General features: G+C 56.3%; 18 protein-coding genes. 9 read left to right on the top strand and 9 right to left on the bottom strand.

All coding sequences use genetic code 11. The features are described from left to right. Positions 1 to 11 precede the first annotated feature (11 nt). On the top strand, positions 12 to 1,445 hold the full coding sequence (locus AC6I8V_RS20205) for an MFS transporter (protein ID WP_497846248.1): 1,434 nt from the start codon (positions 12 to 14) through the stop codon (positions 1,443 to 1,445). Between the two features lie 3 nt (positions 1,446 to 1,448). After that, on the top strand, positions 1,449 to 2,663 hold the full coding sequence (locus tag AC6I8V_RS20210; RefSeq protein ID WP_497846249.1) for an acyl-CoA dehydrogenase family protein: 1,215 nt from the start codon (positions 1,449 to 1,451) through the stop codon (positions 2,661 to 2,663). Positions 2,664 to 3,018: 355 nt separating this feature from the next. Here AC6I8V_RS20210 and AC6I8V_RS20215 read toward each other — a convergent pair whose 3' ends face one another. Further along, positions 3,019 to 3,966 (bottom strand): sulfonate ABC transporter substrate-binding protein, encoded by a 948-nt coding sequence (locus AC6I8V_RS20215; RefSeq protein WP_497846569.1) that lies wholly within the window; start codon positions 3,964 to 3,966, stop codon positions 3,019 to 3,021. An 81-nt stretch (positions 3,967 to 4,047) separates the two neighbouring features. Beyond that, positions 4,048 to 4,197 (bottom strand): hypothetical protein, encoded by a 150-nt coding sequence (locus AC6I8V_RS20220; protein WP_497846250.1) that lies wholly within the window; start codon positions 4,195 to 4,197, stop codon positions 4,048 to 4,050. A 32-nt stretch (positions 4,198 to 4,229) separates the two neighbouring features. On the opposite strand from AC6I8V_RS20220, the gene AC6I8V_RS20225 reads away from it, so the two are divergent. Both AC6I8V_RS20225 and AC6I8V_RS20230 read left to right on the top strand, forming a co-directional pair. After that, the gene (locus AC6I8V_RS20225) at positions 4,230 to 6,281 is read left to right on the top strand and encodes an FUSC family protein (RefSeq protein ID WP_497846251.1); all 2,052 of its coding nucleotides are present in this window, start codon (positions 4,230 to 4,232) and stop codon (positions 6,279 to 6,281) included. After that, on the top strand, positions 6,278 to 6,976 hold the full coding sequence (locus AC6I8V_RS20230) for an aspartate/glutamate racemase family protein (protein WP_497846252.1): 699 nt from the start codon (positions 6,278 to 6,280) through the stop codon (positions 6,974 to 6,976). Before AC6I8V_RS20225 ends, AC6I8V_RS20230 begins: the two co-directional genes overlap by 4 nt. Before the next feature lie 55 nt (positions 6,977 to 7,031). Here the strand turns inward: AC6I8V_RS20230 and AC6I8V_RS20235 are convergent, their stop codons facing one another. The 6 genes from AC6I8V_RS20235 to AC6I8V_RS20260 form a co-directional block, all read right to left on the bottom strand. Beyond that, a complete protein-coding gene (locus AC6I8V_RS20235) occupies positions 7,032 to 8,303 on the bottom strand; it encodes an alanine racemase (RefSeq protein WP_497846253.1) in 1,272 nt (423 codons plus the stop codon). A gap of 11 nt (positions 8,304 to 8,314) precedes the next feature. After that, entirely contained in the window at positions 8,315 to 9,052 is a 738-nt protein-coding gene (locus AC6I8V_RS20240; protein WP_497846254.1) for an amino acid ABC transporter ATP-binding protein, read from the bottom strand. Next, positions 9,049 to 9,693, bottom strand: a complete 645-nt coding sequence (locus AC6I8V_RS20245; protein ID WP_497846255.1) for an amino acid ABC transporter permease — start codon at positions 9,691 to 9,693, stop codon at positions 9,049 to 9,051. The genes AC6I8V_RS20240 and AC6I8V_RS20245 overlap by 4 nt, the downstream gene beginning before the upstream one ends. Further along, a complete protein-coding gene (locus AC6I8V_RS20250; RefSeq protein ID WP_497846256.1) occupies positions 9,690 to 10,427 on the bottom strand; it encodes an amino acid ABC transporter permease in 738 nt (245 codons plus the stop codon). The genes AC6I8V_RS20245 and AC6I8V_RS20250 overlap by 4 nt, the downstream gene beginning before the upstream one ends. A 49-nt stretch (positions 10,428 to 10,476) precedes the next feature. Beyond that, a complete protein-coding gene (locus tag AC6I8V_RS20255) occupies positions 10,477 to 11,313 on the bottom strand; it encodes an ABC transporter substrate-binding protein (protein ID WP_497846258.1) in 837 nt (278 codons plus the stop codon). Positions 11,314 to 11,452: 139 nt separating this feature from the next. Next, positions 11,453 to 11,845 carry a RidA family protein gene (locus AC6I8V_RS20260; protein ID WP_497846259.1) on the bottom strand — a complete coding sequence of 131 codons (393 nt, stop codon included), beginning with the start codon at positions 11,843 to 11,845 and terminating at the stop codon, positions 11,453 to 11,455. A 405-nt stretch (positions 11,846 to 12,250) separates the two neighbouring features. On the opposite strand from AC6I8V_RS20260, the gene AC6I8V_RS20265 reads away from it, so the two are divergent. Both AC6I8V_RS20265 and AC6I8V_RS20270 read left to right on the top strand, forming a co-directional pair. Beyond that, on the top strand, positions 12,251 to 13,003 hold the full coding sequence (locus tag AC6I8V_RS20265) for an IclR family transcriptional regulator (RefSeq protein WP_497846260.1): 753 nt from the start codon (positions 12,251 to 12,253) through the stop codon (positions 13,001 to 13,003). 121 nt (positions 13,004 to 13,124) lie between these two features. Then, complete coding sequence (locus AC6I8V_RS20270) at positions 13,125 to 14,231, top strand: ABC transporter substrate-binding protein (RefSeq protein ID WP_497846261.1); 1,107 nt, start codon at positions 13,125 to 13,127, stop codon at positions 14,229 to 14,231. A 45-nt stretch (positions 14,232 to 14,276) separates the two neighbouring features. Here the strand turns inward: AC6I8V_RS20270 and AC6I8V_RS20275 are convergent, their stop codons facing one another. After that, positions 14,277 to 15,140 carry a DMT family transporter gene (locus AC6I8V_RS20275; protein WP_497846262.1) on the bottom strand — a complete coding sequence of 288 codons (864 nt, stop codon included), beginning with the start codon at positions 15,138 to 15,140 and terminating at the stop codon, positions 14,277 to 14,279. 121 nt (positions 15,141 to 15,261) lie between these two features. Between AC6I8V_RS20275 and AC6I8V_RS20280 the strand changes: the two genes are divergently transcribed. The 3 genes from AC6I8V_RS20280 to AC6I8V_RS20290 all read left to right on the top strand — a co-directional run bounded on the left by AC6I8V_RS20280 (position 15,262) and on the right by AC6I8V_RS20290 (position 17,593). Continuing rightward, the gene (locus tag AC6I8V_RS20280; RefSeq protein ID WP_497846263.1) at positions 15,262 to 16,668 is read left to right on the top strand and encodes an aminotransferase-like domain-containing protein; all 1,407 of its coding nucleotides are present in this window, start codon (positions 15,262 to 15,264) and stop codon (positions 16,666 to 16,668) included. 103 nt (positions 16,669 to 16,771) lie between these two features. Continuing rightward, positions 16,772 to 17,296: a hypothetical protein gene (locus tag AC6I8V_RS20285; RefSeq protein ID WP_497846264.1), complete on the top strand. Its 525-nt coding sequence runs from the start codon at positions 16,772 to 16,774 to the stop codon at positions 17,294 to 17,296. A gap of 114 nt (positions 17,297 to 17,410) precedes the next feature. Next, positions 17,411 to 17,593 carry a hypothetical protein gene (locus AC6I8V_RS20290; protein ID WP_497846265.1) on the top strand — a complete coding sequence of 61 codons (183 nt, stop codon included), beginning with the start codon at positions 17,411 to 17,413 and terminating at the stop codon, positions 17,591 to 17,593. Positions 17,594 to 17,676: the final 83 nt, after the last annotated feature.

The following is a 17,676-nucleotide window of genomic DNA, read 5'->3' on the forward strand; positions in this document are numbered from 1 at the left end:
AGGCGTTTGTTATGAGTTCAATCCCTTTAGAAAACACCCTGCCGGTTTCGGAACCGGTACGTTCGGTCAGCGACGTCGCGCGGCTGATCAACACCCGTAGCGACAAAAACAATTATGCCCGCATGATTGTGTTCCTCGCGCTCGGCGGCGTCTTTCTCGACGCTTACGATCTCACCACCCTGTCATACGGCATTGATGATGTGGTGCGCGAATTCCAGATCTCGCCGTTTATTACCGGACTGGTGACCTCCTCGATCATGGTAGGCACCATCGTCGGCAATCTGATCGGCGGCTGGCTCACCGATAAATATGGCCGCTACTCGGTGTTTATGGCCGATATGCTGTTCTTCGTGGTCTCGGCGCTTGCTGCCGGACTGGCGCCCAATGTCTGGGTGTTGATTGGCGCACGCTTTCTGATGGGCATCGGCGTGGGGATTGACCTGCCGGTGGCGATGTCCTATCTCGCCGAGTTTTCCAAATTTGCGGGCAAAGGTAACAAAGCGGCGCGACTCGCCGCCTGGTGCCCGATGTGGTACGCCGCCTCAACTCTCTGCTTCCTGTTGATTTTTGGCCTCTACTTCCTGCTGCCGAAAGAACACCTCGACTGGCTGTGGCGGGCTTCGCTGCTGTTCGGCGCCGTGCCCGCGCTGCTGATTATCGCGGTGCGCAGCAAATTTATGAACGAATCCCCGTTGTGGGCGGCAAATCAGGGAGATCTGAAATCGGCGGTGCGCATTCTGCGCGACTCCTACGGGATCCACGCCCATGAAGCAGAACCTGAAGCGCCGCCGGCTGCCGCCGCACCGAAGGTGAGCTTCCGCGTGCTGTTCCAGAAACCGTGGCGTGAACGCACCATCGTCGCCGGGGTGATGAATATCTGCATCTCGTTTGAATACACCGCAATTGCCTTCTTCCTGCCGTCGATTCTGGCGCAGTTCCTGGGGGCGGGCGTATTCGAAACCATTTCCGCATCGCTGGGACTCAACGCGCTGTTTGCCTTTACCGGCGGGCTGCTTGGTATGCGCCTGGCGTGGAAATATCCGTCGCGCCATGTGGCGATTGCGGGCTTTGCGCTGCAATTTCTCGCGCTTATTGCGCTGGCGCTGATTGGTCACCCAGAGGCGCTGGTGGGCGTTGTGTTTGCGGTGCTGATGCTTGGGCTGTGGCTGTTTGCTGAAGGCTTTGGACCTGGCGCGCAGCTGATGGTCTATCCGGCGCTCTCTTATCCCACCTCCATCCGAGCCACGGGGGTGGGCTTCAGCCGCGCGCTGTCTGGCATTGGCAGCGCGCTGGCGCTGTTTATTCTGCCGATTTTGCAGTCGGCGCTGGGGACCAACATGTTCTGGGTGGTGTCGCTCTGCGCGATTATCCCTATTTTCTTCCTGCTGGCGGTGCGTCACGAGCCAACCCGCCACGACATCGACGACCTTTCCCATCAGGAGTAAATCATGACGTTACTTGCTAAAGGTACTGATTACGCGCGCCTTGCCGCACATTTCCGCCCGGTGTTTGCCCGCATCGCGGCGGGAGCGGTGGAACGTGAACGCCAGCGCACGCTGCCGCTGGAACCGCTGACATGGCTGAAAGAAGCGGGTTTTGGCACGGTGCGCATTCCACAGGAGAAAGGCGGCTGGGGGGCATCGCTGCCCCAGTTGTTCCAGCTGCTGACCGAACTGGCCGAAGCGGATTCCAATCTGCCGCAGGCGTTACGTGGGCATTTTGCCTTTGTCGAAGATCGTCTTAATCAGCCGGATAGCCCGGAGCGCGATCGCTGGTTTGGCCGCTTTCTCGATGGGGAGCTGGTCGGCAACGGCTGGACTGAAATCGGCGCGGTAAAACTGGGGGATGTGAACACCCGCGTCACGCCGGGTGGAAAAGGCTGGACGCTGAACGGCGAGAAGTTTTACAGCACCGGCGCGCTGTTTGCTGACTGGATTGATGTCTATGCCCGGCGTAACGACAATCAGGGGGATGTGATCGCGCTGGTGAATACCCATCAGTCAGGTGTCAGGCGTTCAGATGACTGGGACGGCTTCGGCCAGCGTTTAACCGGCAGCGGCACCACGCGTTTCGACAACGCCCATGTTGAGCAGGAGCATGTCTACGACTTTGCCGAGCGCTTCCGTTATCAAACCGCTTTCTATCAGCACGTTTTGCTGGCCACGCTGGCCGGTATCGCCCGCGCAGTGGCAAGGGACGCGGCGCAGGGCGTAGCGGCGCGTCAGCGCATCTACAGTCACAGCAATGGCAACGCGTCACGCGATGATGTGCAGGTGTTACAGGTGGTGGGTGAAGTCACCAGCCTCGCGTTTGCCGTCGAAGCGACGGTAATCCGCGCCTCACATTCACTGCAATCAGCATATGAAGCCCATCTCAGCAGCGATGAGGATGTTATCAATCAGGCAAATGTGCTGGCGGAGGCGGAAGCCGGGCAGGCGCAGGTGATTGCCAGCGAACTGGTGCCCCGCGCGGCAACCGAGCTGTTTAATGCGCTGGGAGCGTCCGATACCCGGCTGAGCAAGGCGCTGGACCGCCACTGGCGCAACGCGCGGACGGTCTCTTCACATAATCCGGTGATCTACAAAGCGCGTGATATTGGCAACTGGAAGGTGAATGGCACAGCGCCAACCGCCATCTGGCAGATTGGCAGGGGAGAGGGGTGAATGTCAGGCCCACAGGCCCGACATTAATGCCGACCTGAATATGACGTGACTGCCTATCCGGCAACCCGGTGCGCATAAATGCGCACCCTACGCCACAGGTCCGGCATTGATGCTGTAGGGTCGGCATTAATGCCGACCTGAATATGACGTGACTGCCTATCCGGCAACCCGGTGCGCATAAATGCGCACCCTACGCCACAGACCCGGCATTGATGCTGTAGGGTCGGTATTAATGCCGACCTGAATATGACGTGACTGCCTATCCGGCAATCTGGTGCGCATAAATGCGCACCCTACGCCACAGGTCCGGCATTGATGCTGTAGGGTCGGCATTGATGCCGACCTGACCATAACGTTACTGTTTATCCAGCGACCAGGTTGCGCTGCGCACATCCACTTTTACCGGCAGCAGGCCGACACGGGTAAAGGTATCCGCCAACACCTGCTGTTCATCAAATACCTGCGGCGTCATGCGCTGTGCGCCATAAGGCAGGCGCGCCAGCGTGGTTTGCCAGATCGCCTTATCCAGTCCGGTGGATTTTGACAGAATCGCCGCAGCATCATCCTGATGTTGATTCGCCCAGTCGCTCAGTTTGCTCAGCTCATCCACCACCTGCTTCGCGGCCTGCGGATACTGCTCGGCAAAATGACGGCTGGCGAGATAGAAGGTGTAGTGCGGCACCAGGTCTTCGGCATTGCGTACCTGACGCGCGCCGGTGTGCGCCTCCACTTCGGCAAGGAACGGATCCCAAATCACCCAGGCATCAATCGCCCCTTTCTGGAAGGCGGCTCGGGCATCAGCGGGAGGCAGATACACCGGGGTGATATCTTTGTAGTTCAGCCCGGCGTCTTCCAGCGCTTTCACCAGCAGATAGTTCACGTCAGAGCCTTTATTCAGGCCCACACGCTTACCTCTAAGATCGGCGACGCTTTTGATCGGAGAATCCTGCGGCACCACGATAGCTTCGGTTTTCGGGTTGGCGGGCGAGTGCGCCAGGTAGATCAAATCGGCTTTGGCGGCCTGGGCAAAAGCGGGTGGCGCATCGCCGGTGGCGGCTAAATCGATGCTGCCGACATTAAGCCCTTCGAGCATCTGCGGTCCGGCCGGGAACTCAACCCAGCGAACGTTAATGCCGTCCTTTTTGAAGGTTTCGTCCAGCGAGCCGCGATATTTCAGCAGCGCAAAAATATTGGCTTTCTGATAGCCGATGGTGACGGTTTCCGGGTTGGTAGCGAAGGCGTGAGCCGAGAGCAGGCCAAGGCTTAACGCCAGCGTACTCAATACATGCGTTTTAGGTTTCATCATTGTTCTCTCATGGTTTTTGACCACCTTAGCAAAGCGCATATATAACCAATAAATAACGATTTTCGATCGCTTATAACTTTATTTTTGATAAAAGAAGACATTCACTGTATTCAGCAGGCGGGTGAAATCTGAACGGAAATTTCCATAGATGCCTATATAATTAGCACGGTAATAATTTGTATAACAAATCAAAATGCCAACCTCAGAGGCTTCTGCCAGGATAGGCATAACTACTGCCTCCTCAAGGTCTTTTTTGCTTTATGAAGTGGTTTTCACAAAGTGCAGTGCTGTTTTCTGCCAAAACTTGTCTTGCTGCCTTTCTGGCTTTTTATATTGCTCTGGAACTCAACCTCGATAAACCGGCCTGGTCACTGACCACGGTATACGTGGCTTCGCAGCTTTATTCCGGCTCTACGGTGTCGAAATCGATCTTTCGATTTTTCGGCACGTTACTGGGTGGGTTGTTCACGCTACTTATCTATCCGGCGACGGTGCAGCATCCCATGCTGTTCAGTCTCTGCATCTCGCTCTGGGTTGCCGTATGCCTCTATCTCTCGCTGCACGATCGCACGCCAAAAAGCTATGTGTTCATGCTGGCGGGCTACAGCGCCGCGATCATGGGTTTCCCGGATGTGACATCACCCGCGTCCATTACCTATACGGTGATTTCGCGTATTGAAGAGATCACCGTGGCGATTGTGTGCAGCAGCCTGATACATCGGCTGATTATGCCGGTGTCGATGCGTAATCTGCTGGAGCAGAGCGTCAGCCAGTGGTATCAGAACGCGCGCAAACTCTGTAGCGAGCTGCTGACGGTGATGCCCGCCGACAAATCGCTGGAGCGCGAAGATATCCTGATCCAGATGGCAAACTATCCGCTCAACGTCGAAACGCTGATTACTCACTGCGTCTATGAAGGCGATGCGGCGCGCCGTCTGGTTCGTCTGGTCAGCGTGCAGTATCAGCATCTGTCTTATCTGATCCCGACGCTGACGGCGATTGAGTCGCGGCTTAATCTGCTGGCGCAGCAGGAGATCCGTTTCCCGGAGTATGTCGCTCAGGCGTTTCAGCAATTCCTGCTGTGGCTGAATGGTGATGACGCGCAGCCGGTGCATGACAATCTGGAGGCCGCTCAGGCGCAACTGAAGCAGGCGTGGGAGGAGGGACGGCTGAACAGTGAAGAGAGCATTCTGCTGATTGGCCTGCTGGAGCGCTTGCTGAATTTTGTGCGTATCGCCAATGCCTACCACAGTGTCAGCGAACGTATCAGCGAATGGACACCCGCAGTGAAACCCGGCAAAACCCTGGTACGCGCGCACCGGCATATCGACAAAGGATTGTTGCTGCTCTCCTCATTCACCGCCTTTTTCGCCACTTTCGCCACCTGCGTGTTCTGGATCGGTAGCGGCTGGGTGGACGGTTCCACTGCGCCGATGATGGCGGCGGTGCTGTGTTCGTTCTTTGCCGGGATGGATAGCCCCACCGCGCCGATGAAACTGTTCCTGAAAGGGGTGGTGATCGCGGTGGCGATCAGTCTGATGTATATCGTGTTTCTCATTCCGCAGGCCATCACCTTTGAGGCGCTGATGATTTGTCTGGCGCCGGGATTGCTGGCGCTGGGACTGGTTATCGCCAATCCGTCCACCAACCTGATTGGCCTGATTGTGGCAACGCAGATCCCCGGTTTTATCGGCATGAGCCACCATTTCAAACCCGACTTACTGCTTGTAGTGAATGCGATAATGTCCACGATGGTGGGGATTGTGTCTGGCGTGGTGATCACCGCGTTGATCCGCAACCGACGCCCCTCCTGGACGGCGAAACGTGCGGTGAGGAAGGGCATTCGCGAACTGCTGCAATTTATTGCGGCGATGCGGCTGAATGGCGTAACCATGTCGACGCGCCAGCAGTTTGTGGCGCGCACGCTGGATAAGGTCAACGTTATCCTGCCGCGTAAACGCGTCGATCCGGCCCCGGATCTGGTTTCCGGCGGCAATCTGATTGCTGAAGCCTGGCTGGGGGCCAATTGCTATGATTTTTACACCCGCCATCAGGCGCTGTTAGCGGCACACCATATCGACAGCGGGGCGATGTTTCATGAGCTGAGCCTGTTCCTGAGGCAACGCCTGAAGTCATTGCAGACGCAGCCTCAGCCCGCGTTGCTGATGGAGCTGAACCGTTTGCTGCTCGGCCTGGAAGCCGGGGCGGCGCAGGAGCGTGCGCTGTTTACGCCGCTGTTCCATTTATTCAATATTCGGTTATCGTTGTTTCCGACGGCACGCTGGCCGGAAAGTCAGGAAGGGACAATATGAAACTGATCGGTCTGATTGGCGGGATGAGCTGGGAGTCAACGGCGCTCTATTACCGCCTGATCAATGAACAGGTGAAGCAACAGCTGGGCGGCCTGCATTCGGCACGTAGCCTGATGTACAGCGTCGATTTCCAGCAGATTGAACAACTACAGGTGGCGGGCGAGTGGGAAAAAGCCGGAGAGATTCTGGCCGCTGCGGCAGTCAGTCTGGAGCGGGGTGGGGCGGATTTTATCGTGCTTTGTACCAACACCATGCATAAGGTGGCGCATCAGATGACCGCCGCCGTTCAGATTCCGCTACTGCATATCGCTGACGCCACCGCGCAGCGTATTCGTCAGGCGGGCGTGAAGAAGGTGGGATTGCTGGCGACGGCCTTCACCATGGAACAGGATTTCTACAAAGGGCGACTGCAACAGACCTCCGGTATCGAGGTGCTGGTGCCTGACGCGCCGCAGCGTAAAGTGGTGCACGACATCATTTATCAGGAGCTGTGTCTCGGCATCATTCGTGAGGAATCACGCGTGCAGTATCGTGAAATCATCGCCCAGCTGGTGACGCAGGGAGCGGAAGCGATCATTCTGGGCTGCACGGAAATCACGTTGCTGGTGAAACCTGAAGACGCCAGCGTACCGTTGTTTGACACCACGCTGATCCACGCTCAGGACGCGGTAAAAATCGCGCTGGCTGACAACTAATATCGCACAGGCGCCAGGGTCGGCATTTATGCCGACCCTGCCAGCAGACCATCTATCAGAATGCTGTTTCCAGTGAATCTGTGACGCAATAATCATCATCCACCAGCGGCAAATAGCGCCACTTATCAAATGCGGTGCAGGGATGCGAGATGCCGCAGCCGACCCAGTCACCCGGCTGCAACGCGTCGTCCTCGGGCAGCAGCAGATAGGCGTGCTGATCGTTGACGTCGCTAATCCGCAAATGGGTTGCTGGACGCGGCGCGCTGCCATCGGCGTTGCGTATCCACAGCGGATTGGGCAGATCCTGATCAAAGGGCACATCGCGCCGGCCAAAATCAACAAACGCCAGCCCTGGCTCCGGGCGCGACAACACCCGGCCCCAGATTTCCAGCGCCGCCGCAAAGTGATGGGTCGCGCCGGGCTGCGCAAACGGAGCGATACGTGCGTATAACCCGTTATCGTGTGCCATATAGGCGCCAGAGCGAATCAGCGGCGTGACCGGCAACGGCAGCGTTGCCTCGGTGAAACAGGTGGTGACCACGTCAAACCAGGCACCGCCACCGGCGCTGAGGATAATGTTGTCGCTGCTGAATAGCTGTTCCTGCGCCAGCAGGGCGGCGGTGGCGATCAACATCTGACAATAATCGTGCACGCGGGCAATCCCGGCGGTATCGCGACCTGCGCCCAATGCCCCCTCATAACCGGCTACGCCCGCCAGTTGCAGCACCGGGCTGGCGGCAATCGCGGCGGCAATTTCCAGCGCCTGCGCTGGCGAACGACAGCCGGTGCGCCCGCCGCTGACGGACATCTCCAGCAGTACCGAAATCGGGCTGTCACCGAGATGCTGCTCCAGCAAACGTACTCCCTGTAGTGAATCTACGTAGCAGAGAAAGCCGTGATCGGGATGCTGCCGCTGCCAGGCACCTATCCAGCGGATACCTGCCGGGTCGACCAGCTGATTCGCGAGAAACACGTTGCGGATGCCGAACTGGCGCAGAGCGCGCACCTGCGCAGGCGTTGCCGCGCTTAATCCCCAGGCACCGCCTTGCGTGATGGCGCGCCGCAGAATGGCGGGTGACATCGAGGTTTTGCCGTGTGCCGCCAGCAGCACTCCCTGCTCGCGACAAAAATCCGCCAGCTGGCGCAGGTTATTCTCCAGCGCCGACTGCTTCATAATCATCAGGGGTGAGAAAACCTGGTCACTGCTCAGCACCGGCGTACCGGGGGGCAGGGGAGTATCGCCCGCACCGGCGACCGATTTAAAACGCGGCGTATCCTGTTGTGGATCCAGTTGACCATCCGCCACCAGCGGAAAACGAATCGACATAATTCCTCCGATCAATGCTCAAGCACGCGCGATAAAAACTGCTGGGTGCGCGGGTTCTGCGGATTAACGAAAATCTGATCCGGCGAACCCTGTTCAGCGATCACGCCCTGATCCATAAACACCACGCGATCGGCGGTTTTGCGCGCAAAACCCATCTCATGGGTCACCACCACCATGGTCATGCCTTCGCGCGCCAGGCTGCGCATCACCTCTGTCACTTCGCCAACCAGCTCCGGGTCGAGTGCGGAGGTGGCTTCATCAAAGAACATAATTTTGGGTTCAACCGCCAGGGCGCGGGCGATGGCTACGCGCTGCTGCTGGCCGCCTGAGAGTTGCGCCGGATAGTGATGCGCGCGTTCGGCGAGGCCCACGCGCGTCAGCGCCGCCATGCCGCGTTTATTGGCTTCAGCTTCGGACAGTTTTTGCGCTTTGATCAGCGCCAGCGTCACGTTGCCGAGCGCCGTTTTGTGCGGGAACAGGTTGAACTGCTGAAAAACCATGCCGACATGACCACAGATTTCGCGGCTGCGTTTGCTATCATGCAGCGGCACATCGTTTACCCAGATCTCGCCGCCGTCGGCGGTTTCCAGCCCGCTCATAATGCGCAACACGGTACTTTTCCCGGAACCGGATGCGCCAATCAACACCAGCACTTCGCCGGGTGAAACGTCGAGGCTAATCTCCTTCAGCACCTGAGTGGCGCCAAAGGATTTGGTAATCCGGCTCAGCGTAATGGCGGATTTGCTCATGATAACTGGCTCCTGGTTTGATGATGTTGAACCCAACGGGAAAGCGGAAAGCAGACAACGAAGTACAGCACCGCCACCAGCGCATAAATCACCACCGGCTGGCCGATGCGATCGACAATCGCCTGGCCCTGATGCATCAGCTCGGACATACCGATCATGCTGACGATGGAGGTGTCTTTAATCAGAGAAAGATACTGGCCCACCAGCGGCGGCAGCACGATGCCGCGCGTCTGCGGCAGGATTACGCTGAGAAAAGTCTGGCGTTTGGAAAGCCCAAGGATCCACGACACTTCCCACTGGCCTTTTGGCACCGCTTCGATACCGGCGCGGAACACCTCGGCGATATACGCGCCCTGATAAATGCTCAGGCCAAGAATGCCCGCCGCAAACAAGTTGATTTCATAGCCGAAATAGGCCACGCCGAAGTAGATAAACATCAGGGTGATCAGCACCGGCGTACCGCGAAACAGCTCGGTATAGATCACGGCGATTTGTCTGGCGACGGGCAAGCGGCTGGTACGCAGCACCGCAGCGAGCAGGCCGAGCAGGGTACTGCCAGCAATGGCCGCGATGGAAAGCAGCAGGGTGATGCCCAGCCCTTTCAGCAACAGCGGCAACGAGCTGATGATCAGGTCGCTCATAGCGCGTTCTCCCGTTTCAGTGGATTAGTCAGCCATTTTTTTGCCCACCACCAGGCGGACTTTTTTACCTGGGTCACCAGCGGCGGATGAAACATGCGCCGTCCCGCCAGATTACCGAGCCAGGAAAACAGGTTGCTCAGCAGCAGATACACCACCGTCACCACGCTGAATGTCTGGATGTACAGCAGGGTGCGTGCGTTGATCACCGTGGCGGTGCCGGTCAGTTCAGGCAGCGCAATCGCCGACAGCAGCGACGTGCCGAGCAGCAGCTGAATCAGGTTATTGATGATGGCGGGCCATACCGCGCGCGCTGCCTGAGGCAGCACCACGCTGAGAAATATCTGGCGACGCGGCATACCGAGGATCCATGCGGCTTCCAGCTGCCCTTTAGGCACCGACTGAATCCCGGCGCGGAAAATTTCAGACAGATAAGCACCGACGTTAATCCCCAGCGCCAGTACGCCTGCGGTAAAGGCGCTCATGGTGATGCCGAGTGAAGGCAGGCCAAAAAAGATGATAAAGATTTGCAGCAGCACCGGCGTATTACGAATAAATTCGACATAGCCGTGGCTCAGCCAGCGCACCGGCGCCAGCGGCGAGGCTTTCGCCAGTGCGGCCAGCAGTCCGAGCGCCACGGCCAGCACAAAAGCGAGCAGGGTGACCTGTAGCGTCAGCCAGGCGGCAGAAAGAAAGGTCTCGCTGTAACGCCACAGGGTTAACCATTGATAACTCATGGGTTGACTCCTTCAGGCGACGCAGCAGCCGGTGCTGCGTCGCGTGCGATCAAAATTGCGGGTTCAGCGGGTAACGCGGCTTGCTGCCAAACCATTTCTGATAAAGCTGGGCGTTCTCGCCGGAGGCATTGATTTCAAACAGGAACTCATTGAGATAATTCAGCCAGACCTGGTCACCCTGTTTCACGCCAAAGGCGTTGTACTCCAGCGGCACCAGCGCTTCGTTGGTCACTGTCAGCGTTGGGTCGAGCTTGGCCTGATAGGCGAGGAAGTTGTTATCCTCGATCATCGCATCGGCCTGGCCCTGTTTCACCGCCAGAATCGCCGCCTGCGACGAATCGTATTCCTGGATCTTCACGTCAATGCCCATGCTGCGCACTTCGTCACCGTTGGTGGAGCCTTTAACCGTCGCGATGGTTTTACCCGCCATATCATGCGCCGATTTGATGCCGCTCTCTTTACGCACCAGCATCGCCTCACTCGCCACCACATACGGGTTGGTAAAGCCGATCTCTTTGGCGCGCTCCAGGTTGCGGGTGAAGTTGCAGAACACCACATCCACTTTGTTGGTTTGCAGGTTAGGAATACGGTTGGCGCTGGTGGTGTTGACCATCTCCAGCTTCACGCCCATCTCTTTCGCCAGCGCTTTCGCCAGATCGACGTCGTAACCATCGGGGTTGCCGTCTTTATCGTAAAAGCCGAAGGGGGCAAAGCTCAGGCAGTCGCCGACCCGCAGCGTGCCGCGCTGCAATACGGTTTGCAGCGCAGACTGCGGAGCCGCACCCGCTTCTTTTTTCTCTTCCGTGGGGGTACAACCGGCAACGGCCAGCATAACCAATGCGCCTGCGACCATTCTGACGCTTACTTTTAATGAAGTTGCATTCATTTCTATGCTCTCTTATTAAATTGGAGACGACATGAAAAACCGTTATTTCACAGCAAAATGAAAAGCATTGTTTATTTACAGGCTGTCCTGGTGTGGGCAAATAAAATGAAAAGCCTCAGCCTGTTTTAACGCGTCGCGCTTATTTCCGATCCGCACGGAAGCATTTCATATCGACTTCCACTTTGCAGTCGACAACTAAATCCTGCACGCTGCAAATACGTGCGGGCGGATTACCGCTGAATATTTCGCTGAATACTTTATTAAATGAACTGAAGTAGCGCGCGTCGGTCAATACCGCGGTAACGTGCACCACATCCTCAACCGCGTAACCGGCTTCCCGCATAATGCTCAGGCAGTTGTCGAACGCCAGTTGCGTCTGTTCGATGATGCCGCCTTCCACCACTTCGCCCTCGCGCATTGGCGTCTGACCTGAGATATACAGCCAGCCATCGGCTTCAACAGCCCGCGCGAACGGCAGTTTCTGCCCGCCGGTGCCGGTGCCGCCTTCAATGCCATAACGTTTAATCGTCATGCAACTCTGCTCCTTTTTGACCTTAACTCAGCAATGTAAACTGCATGACGGCTGTCTGGTATATCGGACTGCAATCTGCAATATCGGATAGGGCAAGATTTGCACAGGATTTTTGCTTTTGCAATATGGGCGCCGGGATTTAATTTTTTGTGATGTTGTCGCGATCGCAAAATAAAAAAGTTCAGGCTTCAGTTTCTGAATGGGAATGTGATCGTTATCGTAATTTTAAACAAAGCGCCGTGCAGCCTGCGCTAAAATGAGGCCCCAAAAGTGAACAGGGAAATATAAATTCAGTGGTTAAAATTTTAATTGACGGGGATGGGTTAACGCCGCCCGGCGGTGTATGATGCCTTTCTTTATTGATACAGTTCAGAAACCGCATCACAGCCCCAGGAGAATTTGCTTATGCCGGATGAGAAGCCATCGCGGGCGCGCGGCGTTGACCGGGTTATCGATATTTTTCGCCAGCTTCATGCTGCCCGACAGCCGATGGCGATGCGTGATTTGATCGACGCCACGGGCGCGCCGCGTTCCAGCGTCTATGAATTAGTTAATCTGTTGAGTGAAGCCGGTCTGGTGGAACTGGACGCCGAAGGGGCGGTCTTCTTTGGCCGCGAGATGCACTATTACGGTGCGGATTATATGGCGCACAATGATTTGATCCGCCGCGCCCATCAGTTAATGGTGGAGATCGTGGCGCGGCATGGCGAAACCGTGCAGCTGTGTATGCTGGAAGGCAATAAGTACACCGTGGTGCTGTCGGAAAGTAACGCGCATCCTTTCAAAATTACCTCCGATATTGGCGTACGGGTGCCGATCACCTGGACCGCCACCGGCCGCCTGCTGCTCAGCAACTGGTCTGACAGCGCCATTCTCGATCTGATCCCGGAAGAGGATTACCGGCTGGCGAACGGGCAGATTCTCGATAAACAGGCTTTTCTGGAGGATATCCATCGTGCCGGGCATCTCGGCTATTGTCTGACGGAAGGGTTATCGGAAAGTTTTACCTGCTGCATGGCGGCGCCGATTCGTTCGCGCAACGGTCAGGCGGTGGCGGCTATCTGTTTTATGGTGAGTCGCGATACGCCGGAGGAGCGCCGCCAGATGCTGCTGAAAGAATTGATCGTTTCCGGGCAAAAGTTATCGGATTTCACCTGATTTCACTGCGTTTTCATCCTGCTCCGCGACAACCGATTGAAGTCTGGTTTATTTTTCACGCCTTAAGGTTGTGTTAAGGTTATTGATAATAATAACTATTCTTTTTATCACGGAGAAAGGGATGAAAACGCGCCTGCTATTGGCAATGGGGTTGCTGGCTTCAACGGCGGCTTCTGCCACGACTTATCCACTCACCATCACTGACGTGGACGGTCACACCCAGACCATCACTAAAGAACCGCAGCACATCATTTTACAGGATGGTCGCGACGTGCTGACGCTGGCACTGCTGGATCGTAATGACCCGTTCAAACGCGTGGTGGCCTGGAATAACCTGCCGAAAAAACAGGATACCCAGACCTGGGACCTGCTGAAGGGACGCTGGCCTGAAGCGACGAAAATCGTCGATATGGGTTTTAACGATCAGGGGCAGGTCAACCTGGAGAGCGTACTGGCGCAGAAACCGGATCTGATGATTGCACAGCTGCGCGCTAAACCCGCGCTATCGCAGTCAGGCGTGTTAACCACGCTGAACAACCTGCATATTCCGGTGATTTTCGTCGATTATGAGCTGCACCCGGCGCAGAACACCGCCGCGAGCGTCACCCTGCTGGGTAAAGTGCTGAATCGTGAATCTGAGGCCAAAGCCTATACCGATTTCTATCAGCAGCGTATGGAAAAACTGACGCAAGCGATTGATAAGGTTAAAAATAAACCCACGGTATTTATCGAGCCGATTGCCGGTAACAGCGACAACTGCTGCTTTACCCATAGCCACAACGGCTGGGGCGGGCTGGTGGAAGCGGTGGGTGGTAAGAACATCGGTTCCATGCTGCTGCCGGGCAACACTGGTTTTGTTTCGCTGGAAAAAATCATCGCCATGAAGCCGGATGTCTACATCATGACCGGCTCAAAACGTCCTAACACCAACGTTCTGCCGTTTGGTTATGGTGTCGATCCGAAAGATGTGGGTGTGACCTTCCAGAAACTGCTGAGCCGCACCGGATTGTCACAGATCGCGCCGGTGAAACAGGGCCGGGTTTATGGGGTTTATCACCATTTCTACAACCACCCCTACAACATCGTGGGCATGGAAATTCTGGCGAAAGATCTCTATCCAGCCCAGTTTAGCGATCTTAACCCGACCGCAGATTTCCACACCATCATCAAAAAGTTCACCACACTGCCGGATGATGCAATCACGCTAAATTACCCGCAGGGCAAATAAGCGCGACAGCATGTTCACCCCGCACTCTGACGGGGTGAACATCATTCAGATGGCAAAGCGTTTGGCACCGAAGACACACAGGATGGTGCCGGAAGCGACCGCCAGCATGGCCCAGCTCACGGATTCATGTAACAGCAACGCCGCCAGGGCGAATCCCATAAACGGTTGTAACAACTGCAACTGACCCACCGCCGCAATCCCGCCTTTCGCCAGCCCGTGATACCAGAAAATAAAACCGATCAGCATACTGAACACCGAAACATAGGCAAAACCCAGCCATGCGGAGAGGGCCATGCCGGAAAACGTTGCCGGATGGGTGACAACAGCCAGCGGCAACATCACCGGCAGGGAGAAGATCAGCGCCCAGCTAATCACCTGCCAGCCTCCGAGCCTGCGCGAAAGTTTTGCCCCTTCGGCATAACCTAAGCCGCAGAGAATGATGGCACCGATCATCAGCGCATCGCCGGTCATCAGGTTTCCGGCGGTGCCGGTCAGGGCAAAGCCCGCAATGATCGCCGCGCCGGTGATGGAGAACAGCCAGAACACCGGACGTGGACGTTCACCGCCGCGCAGCACGGCGAAGATGGCCGTCGACATCGGCAACAGCCCAAGGAACACAATCGAGCGTGCCGACGAAATATGTTGCACCGCCAGACCCGTCAGCAGCGGAAAACCGACCACCACGCCCAGCGCGGTGATCGCCAGTCCGGGAAGATCGGCGCGCGCCGGGCGTTTCTGGCGTAGCACCAGCAGCAGCAGACTTCCCAGCAGTGCCGCAATCGTCGCCCTGGCACTGGTGAGAAACAGCGGACTAAAATCGGCCACGGCGGCGCGGGTGGCAGGCAGCGAGCCGGCAAAAATCATCACGCCAATAAAACCACTGACCCAACCGTTCAATGCAATTTTCATTCTTTTCTCCCTGGTTAATGTTGAACAGTTAAGCACTGACTTCCCTGTGGCGACCAGATACAATCCAGTACGGTTTAAAGTAACTGTACTGGTCTATGGCCCAGTACAGCTGAGGGATAAAATGGTGTTGCGCAGCAAAACCCGTATTGAACAATTGATGGATGACATCCGTTCACAGATCGCAGCGCGGGCGTTAACGCCGGGCAGCCGCCTGCCTTCGGTACGCGCCCGTGCGCAAGCTGCCGGGGTTTCGGTCTCCACGGTGGTCGAGGCATATGATCGGCTGGAAGCGGAAAGCGTGATTATCTCGCGTCCCGGCGCCGGTTTTTTTGTCGCCGGGCCGATTGCGCCGCTGGACCTTGCCCAGCTGGCACCGACGGTGGAGCGTGATGTCGATCCGTTATGGATCACCCGCCAGGCGCTGGATGCGGCGCCTGATATGCTGAAACCTGGCTGTGGCTGGTTGCCGAGCGCATGGATGTATGAAGAGGGGATGCGACGGGCGCTGAGAAAAGCGGCGCGCGGTGACAGCGCGCTGTTAACCGACTATGCCGCGCCTGCCGGTTGCCCGGAACTGCGCCAGCTGCTGACGCGCCGACTCGCAGCCTATGGTTTGTCGGCCACGCCCGATCAGCTGGTACTGACGGATTCGGGCACCCACGCTATCGATCTTATCTGCCGTTTTTTGCTCGAACCGGGCGACACGGTGCTGGTGGATGATCCCTGCTATTTCAATTTTCATGCGTTGCTGCGGGCGCAGCGTGTCAATGTGACAGGAATTCCCTGGACGGCGCAGGGACCGGATCTGGCGGCGTTTCAGCAGGCGCTGACCACCCACGCTCCGCGCCTGTATATCACCAACTCCGGCATCCACAACCCCACCGGCGCTACGCTTTCAATGGCTACCGCCCATCGACTGCTGAAAATCGCTGAACATTCCGACCTGGTGATTGTTGAAGATGATATCTTCGCCGATCTGGAAACCAGCACCGCGCCCAGACTGGCCGCGCTTGATGGTTTGTCTCGGGTGATGGTGATTGGCAGCTTTTCGAAAACCGTCTCGGCCTCGGTACGCTGTGGGTATATCGCGGCGAAACCGGCGTGGGTGGATAAACTGACCGATCTTAAAATCGCCACCGGATTTAGCGGCGGCAGACTGGCCTCCGAAGTGCTGCTCAACGTCCTGAAAGACAGCGGCTATCGACGCCATATTGAGTGGGTGAAACAGCGGCTGGCGGACAATCGGCAGCGGGTGATTGCGCGGCTTGGCAAATCAGGCATTCGCCCGTGGCTGATACCGAAAAGCGGCCTGTTTCTGTGGTGTGAACTGCCTGCGGGCTGTGTTGCGGCGGATATATCGCGCGCCTGCCTGCGGCAGGGTGTGGTGCTGGCTCCTGGCTCCACCTTTAGCCAGTCCGGCACGGCGGATCGTTTTCTGCGTTTCAATGTGGCGCAGTGCGATGACGAACGGATTTTTACGGTGCTGGAGAATGCGTTGCGTGAGGGGCAACACCCCGAGGCCGGTTGACCGTGACTTAGAACAATGAATGCTTAAATAGCCTGTGACGGCCCTGAATCCGGATTGCAGCGACGTGATAAAATCGTTGCCTTCTCAGGATGAGGACTCATGGATGGATTTAGAACAAATCGGTAACTTAGTTCTTTCTAACCTGCAGTTGCTGATTGATAGCGCCGGACTACCCCTTGCTGTTGGGGCAATTTGTGATGCCGACTACCAGTGGCTTACATCTCAGTTCGCAGAGCTAAATTGGGATTTTGCCTTTGATCAGTTCGGCAATCATCCGCATAAATTTGAACTTACCATTAAGCTGGTTTCGCAGGATAATGGCATCCCTGCTGGCGCTGCAATTTGTATCTACAATACAGATGCAGAGAGTTTTGACATCCAATTCATAGAGAGTTTTGTCCGCCATCTGCCTCAGCATCCACTGCATGGGAAGCTGCTTAAAATCACACTAATGGCCGCATATCTCTTTTGCTCGGCTGTTGGATGTTCTACGGTCAATGTGATAGAACCAGATAGTCAGGACCTGATGAACTTATATCAGTCTTTCGGATTTCAGGGTGATAAAACCCTTATGACAGCAACCATTGCAGCCATAAAGCATGTGATTACCGCCATGCCGGGTGTATAGATAGACAATCACAATATTAAAAGTATAATTTCTGACCGAATTTGGTCGTGATTTATGAAGCGTACAGCCTCAGGCATCCAGGGTTCAACCTGGAAAGCAGGCGAAGGAGAAGCGATGAAACATACTCGTCAAAGCAAAGCCGCACAGGTTGAAGTCTCAACGCCTGAAGCGTTCTCACGCATGGGTGTGGCAATGGAAAATCTGCTTGCTGCTGCGCCGAAGTTTCTGGCGACCAACACCGTTGATGGTACTAAAGAGTGTCACGGTAAGAGAAAGAGCGGCAAAAAGGCTGCTTAATTCCCTTCATACTCTATAAGCCCGGCTATATTGCCGGGTTTTTTATTGCTGTTTTTTCCCGTTGCGTCAAAGCTCACGGCGCG

The sequence above is a fragment of the Pantoea sp. X-Soil-TKNS-1207 genome, assembly GCF_059730485.1.